Origin of the sequence: Bradyrhizobium sp. (genome assembly GCF_050014615.1) — a bacterium.
Lineage (GTDB): Bacteria > Pseudomonadota > Alphaproteobacteria > Rhizobiales > Xanthobacteraceae > Bradyrhizobium.
Genome location: NZ_JBEKCZ010000089.1, coordinates 17387 through 36011, shown reverse-complemented (window position 1 = coordinate 36011; position 18625 = coordinate 17387). Strand labels below are relative to the sequence as shown.

Here is an 18625-nt window from a genome sequence, read left to right as displayed (position 1 = left end):
AGCGCGCCGTCGGCCAGCCCCCGCATGCGGGCGCCGAGCTGATCGAGCGGCCGGCTGATGCTGCGGCCGATCATCCAGGCGATGCCGCCCGAGACCACCGCGATAAGGAGGATCGCAAGACCAAGCGCCCAGATGATTGGCTTCAGCTTGGCATCGAGATCTTCGAGATAGGCGCCGGTTCCGATATACATGTTCCAGCCGGGGATCGCGGCCGCGTAGGCAACCTTGCGCAGCGGCGCGTCCTGGCCCGGCTTGACGAATTCATAAAACATCGTGTAGTCGCCCTTGGCCGCGACGTTGTCGCGCCATTCGCGGCCGATCGCCTTGCCATTGGTGATGACGTCAAGACGGTTGAGACCGAGCAGTTTGGGATCCGGACCGATCAGGGTGACGCCTTCCATGGTCGAACCGAACAAATAGCCGGCGCCATTATCGAAGGTCATCGAATTCGCGCGGCGAGAAAATTCGGCGATCGCGGCATCCTTGGTAAGCTGGCCGGCATCGACCTGCTTCTGCAATCCGATCGCCATGTTGCGGGCGACCTCGACGATCGAACGGACCTGATCGATCCGGGCGTTCAGCATCTCGCGCTGCATCAGATAGCCGGCGAGCACGCCGGCGACACAGAGGCCAAACAGTGTGACACCCACCAAGATGCCGAGCTTGGGGGTGACTTTCAGATTGTTCAGCTTCACGGGAATGTCTCCGGGGGGAGTGAGCACACAGGCGCACGATTGGCGGAATGAATCCGCCTCACGATAGTGTACAACCCGTTAGCGCTTGGTTACGAAAGCCCTAATGCGGCCGTGAGCGGGTGAAAAACCCCGTTGTCTAAAACGCCAGCGCCTTGGCCTGCTTCACCTGGGGCAACGCCTGCACCTTGGCGAGCACATCCGCCGGTATCGCGCCGTCGATCTCGACCAGCGCGATGGCATCGCCGCCCTGCTTGGTGCGGCCGAGATGGAAGGTCGCGATATTGATCTTGGCGGCGCCGAGCAGGCCCGCGAAGCTGCCGATGAACCCGGGCTTGTCTTCGTTGGTGATGTAAATCATCGACTTGCCGAATTCGGCATCGACCCGAATGCCCTTGATGTCGACCAGCCGCGGCTTGCCGTCGGCATAGACCGTACCCGACACCGAGCGTTCCTGCCGCTCGGTCGTGACGGTGACGGTGATCAGGCTCTCATAGTCGCTCTGTGCCGCGCGCGCGATCTCGTCGACCACCATGCCGCGTTCCTTGGCGACGACCGGCGCCGAGACGACGTTGACGTCACCCAGCATCGGCCGCAGCAGCCCCGACAGCACCGCCGAGGTCAGCGCCTTGATCTTCATTTCGGCGACGTGGCCCTCATAGGTGATCTGCACTTTCGCGATGCCGCTTTCGGTGAGCTGGCCTGCGAACGAGCCGAGCTTTTCGGCCAGCGCGATGAACGGCTTCAACTTCGGCGCCTCTTCGGCGGTGATCGAGGGGAAATTGACCGCGTTGGAAATAGCGCCGTTCAGAAGGTAGTCCGACATCTGCTCGGCAACTTGCAGCGCGACATTCTCCTGCGCCTCGGTGGTGGCGGCGCCAAGATGCGGCGTGCAGATCACGTTGGGATGGCCGAACAGCACATTGGTGATGGCGGGCTCCTCGACGAACACGTCGAACGCAGCACCGGCGACATGCCTGGAATTCAGGGCATCGACCAGCGCCTGCTCGTCGACCAGGCCGCCGCGCGCGCAATTGACGATGCGCACGCCCTTTTTCATCCTGGCCAGCGCCGCAGCATCGATGATGTTCCTGGTCTTCTCGGTCAGGGGCGTATGCAGCGTGATGAAATCCGCCCGCTTGAACAGATCGTCAAGCTCGACCTTCTCGACGCCGATATCCTTGGCGCGTTCCGGCGACAGGAACGGATCGAACGCGATCACCTTCATGCGCAGACCGAGCGCGCGGTCGGCGACGATCGAGCCGATATTGCCGCAGCCGATCACGCCCAGCGTCTTGGCGGTGATCTCGACGCCCATGAAGCGGTTCTTTTCCCACTTGCCGGCCTGGGTCGAGGCGTCGGCCTGCGGAATTTCGCGCGCCAGCGCCAGCATCAGGGTGATGGCGTGTTCGGCCGTGGTGATCGAATTGCCGAACGGCGTGTTCATTACGATGATGCCCTTCGCCGTGGCCGCCGGGATCTCCACATTGTCGACGCCGATCCCGGCGCGGCCGATCACTTTCAGCCGCGTGGCCTTCTCGATGATCTTCGCGGTCGCCTTGGTCGCCGAGCGGATCGCAAGGCCGTCATAATTGCCGATGATCTCGGCGAGCTTGTCCTTGTCCTTGCCGAGATTGGGCTGGAAATCGACGTCGATCCCACGATCCCTAAAAATCTGCACGGCGGCGGGCGACAGCGCGTCGGAAATGAGAACCTTGGGTTTGGACATTGGTGCGATCCATTGGTGGACGATGCATTTGATATCGTCACCCCCGGGGCAAAAGCGCGAAGCGCGTCTTTGCGGCAGAAATCCCGGGGGTCTTTTTGATGGATGGCCGGGTCAAGCCAGGCCATGACGATGATGAGATGGAACGACTTACGCCGCCTTGGCGAGCGTGGACTTGGTCTCGGCGAAGGCCCAGTCGATCCACTGCGTCAGCAATGAGACGTCCTTGGCTTCCACGGTAGCGCCGCACCAGATGCGCAGGCCCGCGGGCGCATCGCGATAATGCGCGAAGTCGTAGCCGGCGCCTTCCTTCTCCACCAGGGCGACCAGCTTCTTGGCGAAATCCGCCTGTGCATCCGGGCTCAGCGCCGTGATCGCAGGATCGACCACCTTCATGCACACCGAGGTGTTGGAACGGATGGCGGGATCGCTGGCCAGGAAGTCGATCCACGGCGTTTTCGCCTTCCAGTCGGCGAGCACCTTGGTGTTGGCGTCGGCACGCGCCATCAAGCCCTTGAGGCCGCCGACCGACTTGGCCCAGTCCAGCGCGTCGAGATAGTCTTCAACGCACAGCATCGACGGCGTGTTGATGGTCTCGCCCTCGAAAATGCCCTGGTTGAGCTTGCCGCCCTTGGTCATGCGGAAGATCTTCGGCAGCGGCCAGGCCGGCGTGTAGCTCTCGAGCCGCGCGACCGCGCGCGGGGAGAGCACCAGCATGCCATGCGCGGCCTCGCCGCCCAGCGCTTTTTGCCAGGAGAACGTCACCACATCGAGCTTGGCCCAATCGAGCTTCTGCGCGAACGCCGCCGAGGTCGCGTCGCAAATGGTGAGGCCTTCGCGGTCCGCCTTGATCCAGTCGGCATTGGGGACGCGCACGCCCGACGTGGTGCCGTTCCAGGTGAAGACGATGTCGGAAGCGGGATCAGCCTTGCCCAGATCCGGGATTTCGCCATAGCCGGCATGCAGTTTAGTGACGTCCTTGAGCTTCAATTCCTTGACGATATCGCTGACCCAGCCTTCGCCGAAGGATTCCCAGGCGATCGTCGTCACCGGCCGCGCGCCGAGCAGCGACCACAACGCCATCTCGACCGCGCCGGTGTCGGACGCCGGCACGATGCCGATCTTGTAACCCGCGGGCACTTCGAGCACTTCGCGGGTCAGCTCGATCGCAAGCTTGAGCTTGGCCTTGCCGATTTTCGCGCGATGCGAACGGCCGAGCGCGGCTTCCTTGAGGATTTGGGGAGTCCAGCCGGGGCGCTTGGCACAGGGGCCGGAGGAAAAATGCGGCACGTTCGGCCGCGAAGCAGGCTTCGCTGCGGTCATGATCTATCCTTCCAGATAGTAAGCCTCCCGTTGGGGGGAGGTGTCCCGCCGCGGTGCATAAGGGAATCGTCCGGAATCGTCAAGGAACTTCGGAAGCATCAAGTGCGACCTTGGGGATCAAGCCTGACCCCGGGGATCAAGCCTGACCCCGGGGATCAAGTGTGACCCCGGGGATCAAGTATGACCCCTGGGGATCAAGCATGCCCCCGGGATCACGTATGATCCTTGGGATCGCAGACGATGGATGGTTCGGCCTGCGCCGGCTGCGGCGGATGGGACTCCAGCAATTCCGCGGCATCGGTCACAAGCCTCGCGGCTTTGCGTCGGCTGGCTATTTTCAGGACGCTCCGGTCGTCGGCCTGCACGACATATTCGTTGCCGATCCTGATAATCGAGTAATTTTTCATGTGCGGTCCCCAAGCTGCCCGAGCCCGACGGGATACGCCAAATTGTCACGGATCGTTCCGCGGCAAAAATTACGAAGGGCTGGCTGGTTTATCGCGCGTTAACCGGAACGAATGGCAAAACCCGTTTGACAATTGCCACAAGGACGGCGTTCATCAATGCCGAATAATCGGGCTGTCTCAAAATCGCAATATCATCCCGGCAGGTTGTCCCAGCTTGGCTCGGCGCAACGCGAAAATGATCTCAATGCGCCGGCGGCAGACCGAGGACTTTCTCGGCCTCGCCGATCCAGCGCCGCACGGCGGCATAGCCGTCGAGATGAAAGCCGCCCTCATGCGCCAGTCTGGTATAGGCCAGCAGCGCGACGTCGGCGAGCGAGAGCGTATCGCCGACCAGAAATCGCGTCAGCGCGAGCTGATGCTCCATCCGCGCCAGCGCGGCATAGCCCCGCTTGATCTTGTCCGGATCGAGATCGGAGGCCGGCTTGCCGAGATAGACCATCTGGAAGCGGCACCCCGCGATATAGGGTTCATGGCTGAACTGTTCCCAGAACAGCCATTCGTCCATCTTGGCGGCGGCGAAGGCATCGGCCGGGATCAGGTCATCGTCCCGGGCGAGGTAGCGAATAATGGCGTTGGATTGCGCCAAGGTGCGGCCATCGTCGAATTCGACCGTCGGCACCTGCCCCGCGCCGTTGAGTTTCAGGAATTGCGGGGTGCGGCTCTCGCGCTTGAGGATGTCGACGGGAATCCATTCATAGGGCAGCGCCAGCCTGTCGCAGACCCACTTCACCTTCAGGCAATTACCCGAATTGAGATCGCCGTAGATTTTCATGGCCGCCGAGGCCTCCGTGGAGGCAGCAGACCAGCAGGCAGGAGGAATTCTGTCAACAGGATTGGGCAGCGCAAGCCAGCCGCGCGGCACGCTGGCTAGAATTTATAGCCGATGCCGGCGTGCACGCTGTTCTGCGTGACCGAGGTGTTCTTGATCGACATAAACTGGACGTATTCCCATTCGCCGCGCAGGAAAACATTGCCCCACAGCATATATTCCATGCCGAGACCGGCGGTCCAGCCGGCCACGAAGTTGTTGGATCTCCCATCCGTTGTCGTCAGCGCAAACTGCGGGAGCGGAAAGCTGGTCGAACTTCCATCGGCAAAATTAATCGTCCTGGTAACAGAACTTGATACCGTGCGCGTAACGTCCATGCGGCCGACTGCAAGACCGCCGAACATATAGGGCAGGAAATCGCCGGTTGCCCAGCCCGCGCGGCCGCGGAATGTCATCTCGTCCTTGACCTGCAGCGCAGCATTACCGTTCAGCGTCACACCATCTGCTGCGGTGGCACCGGGCGGCAGGATGAGGCCCGGCTCAGCGACTTGAATCGGACCCAAAGTTGCGGCGGTTGATGTCCCAAGACTCGAGAAATAGTTATAATTCGCTTCGACGCCCAGGACGATGTCGCCATACTGATAGTTGCGTCCCACGAACCCTCCGAACCCGGGGCTCCGTCCGTTGGCCCGGCCCAGCAAAGTAAGTTGAGACGTCGGATCTTCCAGCGTCGTGTTGCGGAATAGATCATTGGTCATGGAGACGACGGTTTTCCCATAGTCCGTGTTGGTCCACGAATAGCCGACCTGACCACCGGCGTACCAGCCGTCCCAGTTCCTGGTCGGTGCACTTGACGCCGGTAGCGAGCCACGCAGGAAATCGGGCATGTCGGCGGCCTGCGCACCGCTCGCCGCTCCGAACATCACCGCCGCCAGCAGAAGTCTACGCATCGCAACGCTCCATCGAAACACCCTGGAATTGGCGTTGATCATGGCTTGTTAACCTTAACCAATCGTTGTCATGGCGCTCCGATCAGGATGATCCTTGTCGGAAACCGACTTCACTTTTTCGGAAAGCCGCGCCGCCAGATGGCAAAACGGCGCGGGAACATCCCGCGCCGTTAGCAAACGTTAAGAAATCAAAGTGCGATCAGCCCTTGCGGATCAACGGCGCCGGCGGCGGCGTCTCGACTTCGCAGCAGGTCCAGCGCACGCCGATCCGCAGATCCTGCGAGGTCAAATCGCGGAACTGGAACGACGAGGGACCGGCATTGGTGCCGTCGAATGAGCTGCCGAAACCGTGCACGGCGGTGCCCATATCGAGATAGCGGTAGGCCAGTTCGATCGTGAAGTTGTTGTTGACCTTGTAGGCGAGACCGGCATGGACCGCCCAGGCCAGGTTTGTCGTCGAAGCACCCTGCGCGAAGTACGAGGCGCTCTGGACGACGCCGCCTCTGATCAAGGTGCCGGTGTCCTGCAGGCCGGTGGTACGAAGGTTTGCACCGCCGACGCCGACACCGACGAACGGCGTGACGCACCACCAGGTACCGAGGTCGGCATAGGCGTTGATCAATCCGACCCAGCTCGTATAGCCGCCGGCATAGACGTCGGACAGCGGACCACCACCGTTCGGGAACATGGTGAAATCGGTTCCGCTGAAGCCTACCCTGGAGCGGTACTCACCGGTGACATCGGCGCGGAACCAGCTGTTGAATTGATAGCCGGCGCCAAGTCCATACGACATGCCGCCGGTGAATCCCTCGCCCAATTGCTGCAGCGAAGTTCCGGCCGGCAGCGTATCGTATAAATTGTCGTGCAGCGTGCCTTTGGAATTGGTCATTCCGATATCGCCGCGCAGATACCAGCCGCCGAAGTCCTGTGCCGGCGGCGCATAATACTGCTGCGGGGCCGGCATGATGGAAGGCATGTCGGCCGCGAATGCCGCGGACGACAACAGGGATGCCGCTCCGGCGGCGATGAGATACTTAACGCTACGCATTGGCTTCGTCCTTTTGTCCGGTGAGGCAGACAACGGAGGCCTCACATCCGAAAACTCACGGCCGGACGATGGCACCAAATGTTTAAGCGGCGCTTAACCCTAATTCTTAAGGTTGATAATCTCTTGCGCACTCGGAGATTTTTTCGTCGAGAAATCCGCCGGAAAAAATGGCGGAAGCGCCACAATCCCTAACAATGTGTTGATGAGGAAAGCCGCGTTGATGAGAAAGGCCTCAGCATTGCGCGCCGCGTCAATGCGCGGTTCGCGGCATCTTCGGCAGGAATATCGCGAGCAATCCGATCGCCGGCAGGAACGCGCACACCTGGTAGACGAAGGCGATAGAGGTGTGGTCGGCGACCTTGCCGAGCACGGCCGCGCCCAATCCGCCGATGCCGAACGCGACGCCGAAGAAGACGCCGGAAATCATTCCGAACCGGTGCGGCACCAGTTCCTGCGCGAACACGATGATCGAGGAAGTCGTCGAGGAGATGATGAGGCCGATGAATACCGTCAGCACCGCGCTGGCGTAGAGACCGGCATAGGGCAGCGCCAGCGTGAACGGCAGCGCGCCCAGAATCGAAAACCAGATCACGATCTTGCGGCCGAAACGGTCGCCGAGCGCACCGCCGAACAGCGCCCCGGCCGCGTTCGAAGCCAGGAAGATAAAGAGATAGATCTGCGCCGTCTGGGTCGAGACGCCGAACCGGTCGATCAGATAGAAAATGTAATAGCTCGACAGGCTCGAGACGTAGAGCTGCTTGGAGAACAGCAGCGCCACCAGCACAATGAGCGCGATCATGACGCGGCGCTGGGACGGCGCATCAGGATGCAGCGCGAGCGGCGCCGCCTTCCGGGTCGTGATCTGCGGTCTGTACCACTGCCCGATCCGCCACAGGATGACGATCGCCAGAAACGCGATCGTCGAGAACCAGGCGATGCTGGGCTGGCCGAACGGCACCACGATCAAGGCCGCGAGCAGCGGCCCCATCGAGGTTCCCGCGCTGCCGCCAAGCTGGAACACCGATTGCGCGAACCCAAAGCGGCCGCCCGAAGCAAGGCGCGCGATGCGCGCCGATTCCGGATGGAACACCGCCGAGCCCAGACCAACCAGCGCCGCGGCGATCAGGATGACGACGTATTGCTGGGCGACGCTGAGCAGCAGCAGGCCGAAGAAGGTAAATCCCATTCCGATCGCGAGCGAGAATGGCTGCGCCTTCTTGTCGGTGAAATGTCCGATCACCGGCTGCAGCAGCGACGCGGTGAACTGGAACGCCAGCGTGATCAGTCCGATCTGCGCGAAGTCGAGCGCGTAATTGTCCTTCAGGATCGGATACACCGATGCGATCAGCGACTGCATGGTGTCGTTGAGAAAATGCGAGAAGCTGATGCCGGCGAGCACGATATAGGCCGGGCCGGCCGCCGCCTTCGCGACGGACGCAGGCGTCGCGGCAGAAGCAGGCGTCGCGACAAAAGAAGGCGTCGCGTCCGGCACAACCACCGGCGCCACCAGCGCTTGTTCGGGAACGACGACAGGCTTGTTCAAGGGACGATTCCTGAAAAGATTCGCAACACGGCCACGGGCGTTTCCTACGATGGCCAGGCGGCGCCGACCACCACCATTAGATAATGGCTGCGATGCGATCAGCGCCCACATGGTGCTTTCAAGCGAAGGCCTGCCCCGCAGGGATAGCGCAGCGGGACCGGATCGCGTCAGGCCGCGGCGGCGTGGCCGAGCGCGGAGACGATGTGATCGACCACTTCCTCGACCAGGATGCGGTCGTCGCCCTCGCCCATCACGCGGATCACCGGTTCGGTTCCGGAGGAGCGCACCAGCAGCCGGCCATGGCCGTTGAGCCGCTTTTCGCCGGCGACAATCGCCGATTTGACATCGGCATCGTCGAGCGGCTTGCCGCTGCGATAGCGCACATTCTTCAGGATCTGCGGCAACGGGTCGAAGCGGTGACAGACTTCCGAGACCGGACGGCGAAGCTTCTGCACCACCGCAAGCACCTGCAGTGCCGCGACAAAGCCGTCACCGGTGGTGGCGTAATCCGACAGGATGATGTGGCCGGAGGGCTCGCCGCCAAGATTGTAGCCGCGGCTCAGCATCTGCTCGAGCACATAGCGGTCGCCGACCGGCGTGCGGACCAGTTCGATGCCCTGGCCTTCGAGAAAACGCTCCAGCCCCAGATTAGACATCACGGTCGCGACGATGCCGGGCTTGGCGAGACGGCCGTCTTCCTTCCAGCTTTGCGCGATCACCGCGAGCAGCTGGTCGCCGTCGACCAGATGTCCGCGCTCGTCGACCAGGATGACCCGGTCGGCATCGCCATCGAGCGCGATGCCGATGTCGGCGCGCATTTCGCGCACCTTGCGGCTCAGCGCCTCCGGCGAGGTGGATCCGCATTCCTTGTTGATGTTGAAGCCGTCGGGCTCGACGCCGATGGAAATGACGTCGGCGCCCAGTTCCCACAGCGCTTCCGGCACCACCTTGTAGGCGGCGCCGTTGGCGCAATCGATCACCACGCGCATGCCATCGAGGCTGAGATCGCGCGGCAGCGTGCGCTTGGCGAATTCGATGTAGCGGTCATGCACGCCGTCGATACGCCGGGCGCGTCCGAGGCTGGCGCTCTGCGCCAGCCGCTTGTCGAGCGATTCGTCGAGCAACTGCTCGATCTGCTTTTCGACATCGTCGGACAGTTTGAAGCCCTGCGGGCCGAACAGCTTGATGCCATTGTCTTCGAACAGATTATGCGAAGCGGAAATCATCACGCCGAGATCGGCGCGCATCGACTTGGTCAGCATCGCCACCGCCGGCGTCGGCATCGGGCCGAGCAGCAGCACATCCATGCCGACCGAGGTGAAGCCGGCCACCATCGCGTATTCGATCATGTAGCCGGAAAGCCGGGTATCCTTGCCGATCACGACACGGTGGCGATGATCGCCGCGCTGGAACACCAGTCCGGCCGCCTGCCCGACCTTGAGCGCCAGTTCCGGCGTGATCAGACCATTGGCACGGCCCCTAATCCCATCCGTACCGAAATATTTGCGGCTCATGTAACCCCCAGCAGCTTTCAAGGATTCTCAAACCACCCGGAGAAGCCTCGAACGCCCAACCTTCATGGCGTGCAGGGGGTTATAAGGCCTCCGGCGCTAAAATGGCTTCAAAAAATATGATGAATCATTTCCACCGGCCAATCCGGCGACCGGCGCTTAACCTACTGTTAATACACGTATTACGCCCCACAAGGCTGCCGGCCGGGGCAACTTAATCCCGGCGCTTGACGTGATGGTCCGCTTTGGAGGGCGCCGGCTGGGTGACATTGACCGGGTCCGAGCCCGGAAAGGTCTCCTCCAGCCCCTCCTCCAGCGCCTCGTCAAGCCGGCGCTTGTCGGCATCCTTGACGTCTTCGGGCTTGGCGCGCGGTCCGGTCATGGCAGCGTCCTTTCGGGTTGGAGCCTGTTCCCGTGAAGCGATTTTGCGGGGGCCCCAACCATGCTAGATGAACAGACAAAGCGGTAAATACAAGAAGGGCCGGGAACGGAACGTCCATGAAACACATCACCTGCATCGAGGATCTGCGCCAGCGCCACATGCGAAGGGTGCCAAAGGCATTCTTCGACTACGCCGATCGCGGCTCCTATGCCGAGGAGACGCTGCGCGCCAATCGCGACGATCTTCAACAGATCAAGTTCCGTCAGCGCATCCTGGTCGACGTCTCGAAACGCGATTTGTCGACCACCATTATCGGCGAGCCGGCCGCGTTGCCGCTGATCCTGGCGCCGGTGGGTCTGACCGGCATGCAATTCGGCGACGGCGAAATTCATGCCTGCCGCGCCGCGCAGGCCGCGGGAATTCCGTACACATTGAGCACGATGTCGATCTGTTCGATCGAGGATGTCGCCGCCAATGTCGACAAGCCGTTCTGGTTTCAGCTGTACGTGATGAAGGACCGCGGCTTCATCAAGGCGCTGATCGAGCGCGCCATCGCGGCCAAGTGCAGCGCGCTGGTGCTGACCGTCGATCTGCAGGTGATCGGGCAGCGCCATGCCGATATCAAGAACGGCATGACGGTGCCGCCGGAATGGACGCTGTCGAAATTCTTCGATTTCGCCACCAAGCCGGCCTGGGTGGCCGGCGTGCTGCGCGGCAAGCGCCGCACCTTCGGCAATCTGGTCGGCCATCTCAAGGGCACCGACGACATCACCGCGCTCGGGACCTGGATCGCGACCCAGTTCGACACCACGCTGAGCTGGAAGGATGTCGAGTGGATCCGCAGCATCTGGCCGGGCAAGCTGATCCTCAAGGGCATTCTCGACGTCGAGGACGCCAATGAAGCGGTGAAGACCGGCGCCCAGGCGCTGGTGGTTTCCAACCATGGCGGCCGTCAGCTCGATGGCGCGCCGTCGTCGATCGAAGCCTTGCCGGAAATTGTCGATGCCATCGGCTCACAGATGGAAATCATGTTCGACGGCGGCATTCGCTCCGGTCAGGACGTGATGCGCGCGCTGGCGCTCGGCGCCAAATCCTGCATGATCGGACGGGCCTACATTCACGGCCTCGGCGCCTTCGGCGGCCCCGGCGTCGCCAAGGCGATCGATCTGATCGCCAGGGAACTCTCCACCACCATGGGCCTGTGCGGCGTCAACACCATCGCCGAGATCGACGACCACGTGCTGGCGATTTGATTTCGTCGCGACGCCTTCTTCACTTCCCTTCTCCCCTTGTGGGAGAAGGTGGCGCGAAGCGCCGGATGAGGGGTTACGGTCTATCGATAGACCGAAACCCCTCACCCGTCCGCGATGCTTCGCATCGCGTCCACCCTCTCCCACAAGGGGAGAGGGGAAGAAGATAATGTCACATCGGCGGCGCAATCCCGTCGCGGCCGACGCCGACGCGGTTGGCTTCCAGCGTGCCGTCGTCCTTCTTGATCGCGCCGAAGATGATGATCTTGGCGCCCGCCTTCAGCTCGGACTTGTCACCCGAAACAAAGGCGACGATCGGGGTTTCCGGCGCCACCACGACTTTCTTTTCGCCGTCCTTGTACTTGACCATGATATTCTGGCCGTCGGTGCCCGCAACGGTCTGCGCGACGGTCGCATTGGTCATGGTGCTGCCGGCGCGAAGATCCCAGGGCCGAAAACCCTCGGCCGCGCCGCGCATGGCTTCCGGGAAAATATGAATGGCGAGCGCCTTCTGGGTACCGTCGGGCTCCGGCATCGCCGAGACGCCGATGTAGGAATTCGGCTTGATTTCGGCCATCGAGGACTTGGCGACCCCGATCACCGTGACATCGTCGGTGACACGCACCTTCACGTCGGCGCCGTCGCGCGACTTGATCGTCAGCATGGAACCATCGACGCTCTCGATGGTGCCGCGAATGCGGACCGTCGGCGGCTGCTGCGCCGAGGTCACCGACCCCAGCACGGTGACAAGCGCGAGCGAAGCGAGCACGCGCGGCACTAACGAAGATACTTTCGGCATGGTTTTTCCCTCAAAGGATTTGGTTGAGCGGCCCGTCCAAGGGAATACCCCAGGGCAATAGAGTTATTCCGGAATGACGCAGCCGCGACGCCTAGCTTTACGGAACGCCGGAGCGGATTGTTACATCGGCGGCGTCAGGCCATCGCGGCCGACGCTGATGCGGTTGGTTTCAAACATACCGTCCGGCAGCTTCTTCACGAACGCAATGACCTTGGCACCCGGCTTCAATTCGGATTTGTCGGCGGGGACATAGGTCACGACAGGCGTATCGGGCGCGACCACGACTTTCTTCTCGCCGTCCTTGTATTTGATCGTCAGGGTCTGGCCGTCATTGCCTGCGACGGTCTGGGCCACCGTCGCATTGGTCATGGTGCTGTTGGGGCGCAGATCGTAGGGCCGCGATCCCTCGCCGGTGCCGCGCATGTCTTCCGGGAAAACATGCACTTCGACCGCGTTTTGACCGCCGTCCGGCCCAGGGATCGTGGTGGCACCGATGAAGGAGCCAAGCTTGATGTCGGCCAGCGATATCTTGATGATCCCGACCACCTTCATGTCGTCGGTCATGCGCAGCTTGACGTCCTCACCGCTGCGCGACTTGACCGACAGCACATCGCCGTCGACGGCTTCAATGGTGCCGCGCACCCGCGACGGCGTGGGCGGTTGCTGGGCGATCGCCAGGGAAGACACGGCGGCGGACGACACCGCGATCAGCACGAGCGCGGCAAGCGACGGGGCGAGACGGCGTGATCTCATGAGATGTTCCTCCGGCAAGCATTACTTAGCGCATGATCTCCGCGCAAACGCCTCTGGCGTTTGTCGCGAGGGAAAACCGGTTCCCATTTCTCCGGATCATGCTCTAGCAGGGGCTACCGAAGCCTGAACGACATTCCCGTTCAATCCTTTGTGAGATCGGCCTCGACCAGCGCGCGCAGCTCCGGCGTCACCTCGGGTCGTTGTCCGAACCACAATTCGAATCCGCGCACCGCCTGGTGCAGCAGCATGCCGAGCCCGTCGGCGGTCTTGAGGCCGCGCTTGCGCGCCACCGCCAGCAAAGGGGTTTCCAGCGGTAGATAGACCAGATCGGCGACGATCGCATGCGACGGCAGCCGGCCGGCGTCGAGCTCCAGCGCCGGCTGGCCATGCATGCCGAGCGACGTGGTGTTGACCAGCAAACCCGCGCGCGGCAGCAGGCCATCGATCGCATCCCATGCGACGGGATGAACGTTGGCGCCGAACTGATCGGCCAGCGTCCGCGCGCGGTCGATGGTGCGGTTCGCCAGATGCACGCGCTTGATGCCGCGCTCGACCAGTCCGAACACCACCGCGCGCGACGACCCGCCGGCGCCAAGCACCAGCGCCTCCTCGTGAGCGTCCCACCCAGGCGCGCAGGCGTCGAGATTATTGATAAAACCTTCGATGTCGGTGTTGGTCGAGCGCAATTCATCGCCCTCGTACCACAGCGTATTGGCGGCGCCGACCGCGCGGGCGCGCGCGTCCGGCCTCGACAGCGCCAGCGCGCGCTCCTTGTGCGGAAGGGTGACATTGGCGCCGACGAAGCCATGCGTCGACAGATGCAGCACGAATTCGGCAAAGCCTTCGGGCGGCACCGCCTCGATATTGTAACCGCCTTCGATCCCGAGCGTCCGCAGCCAGTAATGATGGATCAGCGGCGAACGCGAATGCGCCGCCGGCCATCCGATCAGGCATGCGGCGCGGGGCTTGGTTTTGTCTGTCATCTGGTTTTGGCTGTCATCGCCAATCCTGTTGCAGCGCAAGGCAGAGCGGCGCCGTCACTGCTCAAATCGGACAAGCCGCGTCCGCTGTCAATGCTATGACATGGTTTCCTGACGCGAACCGGTCTCCCCCCGGATCAAAGTCCGAGGGCATGCCTCGCTTGAAAACGCTCCAAACCTGTTGTGGCTCATTCCGGAACGCTCAGACCGGCGTTGCACGAAGACCTGCATGCGGTTCAGTCGCCGTGACCCGGCGCGCGGCGTAGTGCCGCGCGAGCGACGCGCAGACCATCAGTTGGATCTGATGGAACAGCATCAATGGGATGATCACGAGCCCAACGTGCCCGGCAAACAGCAAGGTTGCGATCGGCAGGCCGTTGGCGAGGCTTTTCTTCGATCCACAGAAAACGATGGTGATTTGATCGGCACGCGAAAACCCGAGCTGCCTGCTCGCAAAGGTCAGGATGGTCATCACGGTCGCGAGCAGTGCGACATCGACGAGCGCGACCTTGAACAGATCTCCCGCATCGATCTGATGCCAGATACCGTCCACGACGCCGTGGCTGAAAGCCGAGTAGACGATGAGCAGTATCGAGCCGTAATCCACGCTCTTCAGCGCGCGGGGATGGCGCGTGAGATAAGCGCCGATCCACGGCCGCAACAGCTGACCGGCGACAAACGGCACGAGAAGCTGCACCACGATGGCAAGCACCGAGCTCGCGGAGATGTCGAGGCCGTGACTGGTGAGCAGCAAACCAGCGATCAGGGGAGTGAGGAACACGCCGAGCAGACTCGAAGCGGTAGCGCTGCACAGCGCCGCCGGCACGTTGCCGCCTGCCACCGACGTGAAAGCGATCGAGGCCTGCACCGTCGAGGGCAGTGCGGTGAGCAGGATCAGCCCGGCCCAGAGCGGCTCGGGGAGGAAATTTGGAGCCAGGAAGCGCGCGGAAATTCCGAGCAACGGAAACAGCGCGAACGTGCTCAGGAACACCATCACGTGCAGTCGCCAGTGCCGCGCTCCAAGAAGCGCGACTTCGGGCGAAAGCTTCGCCCCGTGCATGAAAAACAACAGCGCGATGGCGGCTTCCGTTAGCCAGCCGAAGGCCACTGCCGTCTCGCCACGGGCCGGCATCACGGTGGCGAAAGCAACCGTCAGCAGGATCGCCGCGAGGAACTTGTCGATGTGTGACGAGATGGAGCGGACCAAAGTCATTTCGAGCCTCGTTTGCAGGTGATCTCCCCTTCGAATATCGGCGCAGGCTGGTCATTGTAAATACCGCATACATCTATTACTGTAATCGGATATCATGATGACAGAGCCATGCTGGATCCCGTCCTGCTTCAGACTTTCCTGGCCATTGCCCAGACCAGGAGTTTCACCCGGACCGCCGAGCGCCTCGGCTTGCGCCAGTCGACGGTCAGCCAGCACATCCGCAAGCTTGAGGACGAGACGGGACGCCGACTCTTCGTCCGCGATACCCATTCGGTAACAACGACGGCTGATGGCGAAGCCATGATCGAGTTCGCCCGGGGCATCCTGGCGGCGAACGAACGGGCGGAGCGCTATTTCGCGGGCTCCGAGCTGCGCGGCCGGCTACGGTTCGGCGCGTCGGAGGATTTTGTGAATTCGCTTTTGCCGGAAGTGCTGCGGGAGTTTGTTCGCACCCATCCACTGGTCGAATTCGAGCTCACGGTTGGCCTGAGCGGGGAGCTCAACGAGAAACTTGGGCGCGGAGAGCTCGACCTCGTCTGCGGCAAACGTCGTCCGGGAGAGGATCGCGGACGCGTTGTCTGGCGCGATCGGTTAGCCTGGGTGTCCGGCGATCTTGCGCGCCTCGATCCATCCATGCCAGTACCGCTGATCCTCTATTCACCGCCCAGCATCACCCGCGAAATCGTTCTCGCCGCGCTTGAGCGGTGCGGTCGTCCCTGGCGCATCGTGTGCGCGAGCGGCAGTTTGAGCGGGCTGCGGGCCGCGGCGCTCGCCGGACTCGGCGTCACGATTTCACGGTCTGCCGGATCTCGGCACCGTCGAGTTCGTTCTGCTCGGCACCGGCAGAACCTTAAGCGGACCTGCCGCCGAACTGGCGGACGCAATCCTCGCCAGCGGCATTCGGGTGTAGCAGGCGGGAGCGTGTCAAAGCGGCGAACGGGCGCGTCTGCGCGTAGCGCGACGATCGCACCGGTCCTGGATTGATTCAGGCGTCATTCCGGGATGGTGCGTTAGCACCAGACCTCAGATGTGCAATTGCACATCGGGGAATCTCGAGATTCCGGTGGCGATGCGGAGCCTGTCATCGGGCCGGCCAGAGGCCGGACCCGTTGGCATCGCCCTCAGCGACAAGCGCTATGCGCTTGCGCGGGGAATGACAATTGAAAATCACGCCGCGACGCGATGCGCGGCGATGATCTGGTCGGCGGCGCGGCCGATCACTTCGGCCATGCGGTCGAACTGCCGGGTGAAACTGCCGGCGCCCGCGGTCGCCGAGCGCAATTCCACGATCAGCTCGCCGATCTCGGCTTCCGGCATCATGGCGCGGACGCGGTCCCATCCGGGCCAGCCCTCGCGGGTGTCGAAGCCGAGAATCTGCCCGCGCCGCCCCGACAGGATGGCGTTGATCTTGGCGGTAGCCTCGGTCGGACAGACGATCTCGACCACATGGATCGGCTCCAGCAGCACCGGCTGGCACTGCGGCAGCGCCTCGCTGACGCCGATCCGCGCCGCGGTACGGAAGGCGAGATCCGAGGAATCCACGCTGTGATAGGAGCCGTCGGTCAGCGTCACCTGCACGTCGATGACGGGAAAGCCGAGCGGCCCGCGCAGCAATCCGTCGACCACGCCCTCTTCGACCGCGCCGATATAGTTGCGCGGCACCGCGCCGCCGACGACCTTTTCGTGAAACTCGAAGCCGCCGCCGCGCGGCATCGGCTTGACCTCCAGCACCACGTCGCCGAACTGGCCGTGGCCGCCGGATTGCTTCTTGTGGCGGCCGCGCTGGGTGATCGATTTGCGGATGGTCTCCTGATAGCCGATCGTCGGCGGATGCGATCTGACATTGACGCCGAAGCGCTCGCGCAGGCGCTCCAGCGCGACCCGCAGATGCATCTCGCCCTGCCCCCACAGCACGATGTCGTGGGTCTGCGAATTGTGGATCATGGTCAGCGACGGATCTTCCTCGTTCAGCCGCAGCAAGGCCTGGCCGAGCTTGACGTCGTCCTTGCGGTCGGTGGCCGAAAGCGCCAGCGACAACACCGGCGGCCACGGCTCGACCCGTACCAGCGCCGGCGGCGCGGTCTTGCCGCCCGACAGCGTGTCGCCGGTCTTGACGGTATCGAGCTTGCCGAGCGCGACCGTGTCACCGGCTTCGGCGGAGCTCCGCTTGGTGTCATGGTTGCAAGTGACCGCTGATATTCCGGACACCCGGCCGCTCTCGCCCGATGACGATTGCAGCGTCGCGCCGTCATCGAGATGACCGGCGAGCAACCGCATCAGCGACAGCTTGCCGCCATGCTGCAAATGCACGGTCTTGAAAACGTAACCCAGCGCATCCTTGGGCGAAGACGCCTTAAGACGTTTGGCGGTCTCGGCCACGCCGGGCGCTTCGTGCCGCAGCGCCTTCAGCAGCCGCAGCACGCCGTTCTCGCGCATCGCCGAGCCGAGCAGCACCGGACAAATCAGCCCTTCGCGCAATTCGCGGGCGAGATCGTCGAACACCGCATCGCGCGGCGGCGGGACATCCTCGAGCAATTGCTCCATCAGCGCGTCGTCGTGATCGGCGAGCTTTTCCAGCATCGAGAAGCGGGCTTCCTTCTCGCGGTCGAGATCGCCGCCCTGCAAGGTTACGACTTCGGAGGCCTTGTGCTCGCGGTAGACGAAGGCGCGCTCCAGCGCCAGATCGACGAAGCCGGCGATCAGGTCGCCGTTCCAGATCGGAATCTGGCGCAGCACCAGCGGAATCCGGGACGCCGGCTGCAAGGTCGCGAGCGTCTCGCGGATGCGCTTGTTGGCGCGATCGATCTTGTTGAGAAACAAAAAGCGCGGAATACCGAGATCCTCAAGCTCGCGCATGATGATCTGAAGCTGCGGCAGCTTGCGTTCGTCGGCCTCGCAGACCACCACCGCGGCATCGACCGCCGGAATCGCGGCGCGCATGTCGTGCGCGAATTCCACCGAACCGGGACAGTCGATAAAGGTGTAGCTGTCGCCCATAAAACTGGTGGTGGCGGCGGAAAGGCCGACGCCCATTTTGTGGCGGCGGGCCTCGGGGCTGGCGTCGCCGACCGAGGTTCCGGCATCGACGCTGCCGGCGCGCGGGATGGCGCCGGTGCGCGCCAATATGGCTTCAAGAAGTGTGGTTTTACCGCTTTGGAAAGGGCCCACCAATGCAATGCACCGTGGACCTCGGGGACTTCTGACGTCATGTCCCATTGC

17 protein-coding genes are annotated in these 18625 nt (G+C 62.8%); 2 read left to right on the top strand and 15 right to left on the bottom strand.

The features are described from left to right. The 10 genes from ABR948_RS15700 to ABR948_RS15655 all read right to left on the bottom strand — a co-directional run. Window positions 1-695: cache domain-containing protein (locus ABR948_RS15700; RefSeq protein WP_428119422.1), on the bottom strand; the 695-nt coding region annotated here is incomplete at its 3' end. Between the two features lie 136 nt (window positions 696-831). Beyond that, window positions 832-2421 carry a phosphoglycerate dehydrogenase gene (gene serA / locus ABR948_RS15695; protein ID WP_428119420.1) on the bottom strand — a complete coding sequence of 530 codons (1590 nt, stop codon included), beginning with the start codon at window positions 2419-2421 and terminating at the stop codon, window positions 832-834. A 147-nt stretch (window positions 2422-2568) separates the two neighbouring features. Then, complete coding sequence (locus tag ABR948_RS15690) at window positions 2569-3741, bottom strand: phosphoserine transaminase (RefSeq protein ID WP_428119418.1); 1173 nt, start codon at window positions 3739-3741, stop codon at window positions 2569-2571. Window positions 3742-3953: 212 nt separating this feature from the next. After that, entirely contained in the window at window positions 3954-4148 is a 195-nt protein-coding gene (locus ABR948_RS15685) for a hypothetical protein (protein WP_428119416.1), read from the bottom strand. Window positions 4149-4389: 241 nt separating this feature from the next. After that, entirely contained in the window at window positions 4390-4980 is a 591-nt protein-coding gene (locus ABR948_RS15680; RefSeq protein ID WP_428119414.1) for a glutathione S-transferase family protein, read from the bottom strand. Window positions 4981-5075: 95 nt separating this feature from the next. Further along, window positions 5076-5969, bottom strand: a complete 894-nt coding sequence (locus tag ABR948_RS15675; protein ID WP_428119412.1) for an outer membrane protein — start codon at window positions 5967-5969, stop codon at window positions 5076-5078. A 157-nt stretch (window positions 5970-6126) separates the two neighbouring features. Beyond that, entirely contained in the window at window positions 6127-6975 is an 849-nt protein-coding gene (locus ABR948_RS15670) for an outer membrane protein (protein ID WP_428119410.1), read from the bottom strand. A gap of 250 nt (window positions 6976-7225) precedes the next feature. Next, complete coding sequence (locus tag ABR948_RS15665) at window positions 7226-8518, bottom strand: MFS transporter (protein WP_428119408.1); 1293 nt, start codon at window positions 8516-8518, stop codon at window positions 7226-7228. A gap of 167 nt (window positions 8519-8685) precedes the next feature. Then, entirely contained in the window at window positions 8686-10032 is a 1347-nt protein-coding gene (glmM, locus tag ABR948_RS15660; protein ID WP_428119406.1) for a phosphoglucosamine mutase, read from the bottom strand. 211 nt (window positions 10033-10243) lie between these two features. Next, window positions 10244-10411 (bottom strand): hypothetical protein, encoded by a 168-nt coding sequence (locus ABR948_RS15655; RefSeq protein ID WP_428119404.1) that lies wholly within the window; start codon window positions 10409-10411, stop codon window positions 10244-10246. Window positions 10412-10527: 116 nt separating this feature from the next. Between ABR948_RS15655 and ABR948_RS15650 the strand changes: the two genes are divergently transcribed. After that, the gene (locus ABR948_RS15650; protein ID WP_428119402.1) at window positions 10528-11664 is read left to right on the top strand and encodes an alpha-hydroxy acid oxidase; all 1137 of its coding nucleotides are present in this window, start codon (window positions 10528-10530) and stop codon (window positions 11662-11664) included. A gap of 169 nt (window positions 11665-11833) precedes the next feature. On the opposite strand, the gene ABR948_RS15645 is transcribed toward ABR948_RS15650, so the two are convergent. From ABR948_RS15645 to ABR948_RS15630, 4 genes are all read right to left on the bottom strand, one after another. Beyond that, window positions 11834-12460 (bottom strand): single stranded DNA-binding domain-containing protein, encoded by a 627-nt coding sequence (locus ABR948_RS15645; RefSeq protein WP_428119400.1) that lies wholly within the window; start codon window positions 12458-12460, stop codon window positions 11834-11836. Between the two features lie 120 nt (window positions 12461-12580). After that, entirely contained in the window at window positions 12581-13213 is a 633-nt protein-coding gene (locus ABR948_RS15640) for a hypothetical protein (RefSeq protein WP_428119398.1), read from the bottom strand. Window positions 13214-13353: 140 nt separating this feature from the next. Beyond that, window positions 13354-14196, bottom strand: coding sequence for a shikimate dehydrogenase (locus ABR948_RS15635; protein ID WP_428119396.1), 843 nt, complete (start codon window positions 14194-14196; stop codon window positions 13354-13356). 199 nt (window positions 14197-14395) lie between these two features. After that, on the bottom strand, window positions 14396-15406 hold the full coding sequence (locus ABR948_RS15630) for a bile acid:sodium symporter family protein (RefSeq protein WP_428119394.1): 1011 nt from the start codon (window positions 15404-15406) through the stop codon (window positions 14396-14398). A gap of 108 nt (window positions 15407-15514) precedes the next feature. On the opposite strand from ABR948_RS15630, the gene ABR948_RS15625 reads away from it, so the two are divergent. Next, window positions 15515-16390, top strand: coding sequence for a LysR family transcriptional regulator (locus ABR948_RS15625; protein ID WP_428119392.1), 876 nt, complete (start codon window positions 15515-15517; stop codon window positions 16388-16390). 183 nt (window positions 16391-16573) lie between these two features. Here the strand turns inward: ABR948_RS15625 and ABR948_RS15620 are convergent, their stop codons facing one another. Then, complete coding sequence (locus ABR948_RS15620) at window positions 16574-18622, bottom strand: elongation factor G (RefSeq protein WP_428119390.1); 2049 nt, start codon at window positions 18620-18622, stop codon at window positions 16574-16576. Window positions 18623-18625: the final 3 nt, after the last annotated feature.

What these genes read in the sequence shown, in the direction of transcription:
- ABR948_RS15655 (WP_428119404.1), bottom strand. Translation starts at nt 10,411, where the DNA reads ATGACCGGACCGCGCGCCAAGCCCGAAGACGTCAAGGATGCCGACAAG.
- ABR948_RS15635 (WP_428119396.1), bottom strand. Translation starts at nt 14,196, where the DNA reads ATGACAGACAAAACCAAGCCCCGCGCCGCATGCCTGATCGGATGGCCG.
- ABR948_RS15670 (WP_428119410.1), bottom strand. Translation starts at nt 6,975, where the DNA reads ATGCGTAGCGTTAAGTATCTCATCGCCGCCGGAGCGGCATCCCTGTTG.
- ABR948_RS15690 (WP_428119418.1), bottom strand. Translation starts at nt 3,741, where the DNA reads ATGACCGCAGCGAAGCCTGCTTCGCGGCCGAACGTGCCGCATTTTTCC.
- ABR948_RS15675 (WP_428119412.1), bottom strand. Translation starts at nt 5,969, where the DNA reads ATGATCAACGCCAATTCCAGGGTGTTTCGATGGAGCGTTGCGATGCGT.
- ABR948_RS15625 (WP_428119392.1), top strand. Translation starts at nt 15,515, where the DNA reads ATGCTGGATCCCGTCCTGCTTCAGACTTTCCTGGCCATTGCCCAGACC.
- ABR948_RS15685 (WP_428119416.1), bottom strand. Translation starts at nt 4,148, where the DNA reads ATGAAAAATTACTCGATTATCAGGATCGGCAACGAATATGTCGTGCAG.
- serA (WP_428119420.1), bottom strand. Translation starts at nt 2,421, where the DNA reads ATGTCCAAACCCAAGGTTCTCATTTCCGACGCGCTGTCGCCCGCCGCC.
- ABR948_RS15645 (WP_428119400.1), bottom strand. Translation starts at nt 12,460, where the DNA reads ATGCCGAAAGTATCTTCGTTAGTGCCGCGCGTGCTCGCTTCGCTCGCG.
- ABR948_RS15630 (WP_428119394.1), bottom strand. Translation starts at nt 15,406, where the DNA reads ATGACTTTGGTCCGCTCCATCTCGTCACACATCGACAAGTTCCTCGCG.
- ABR948_RS15650 (WP_428119402.1), top strand. Translation starts at nt 10,528, where the DNA reads ATGAAACACATCACCTGCATCGAGGATCTGCGCCAGCGCCACATGCGA.
- ABR948_RS15640 (WP_428119398.1), bottom strand. Translation starts at nt 13,213, where the DNA reads ATGAGATCACGCCGTCTCGCCCCGTCGCTTGCCGCGCTCGTGCTGATC.
- ABR948_RS15620 (WP_428119390.1), bottom strand. Translation starts at nt 18,622, where the DNA reads ATGGGACATGACGTCAGAAGTCCCCGAGGTCCACGGTGCATTGCATTG.
- glmM (WP_428119406.1), bottom strand. Translation starts at nt 10,032, where the DNA reads ATGAGCCGCAAATATTTCGGTACGGATGGGATTAGGGGCCGTGCCAAT.
- ABR948_RS15680 (WP_428119414.1), bottom strand. Translation starts at nt 4,980, where the DNA reads ATGAAAATCTACGGCGATCTCAATTCGGGTAATTGCCTGAAGGTGAAG.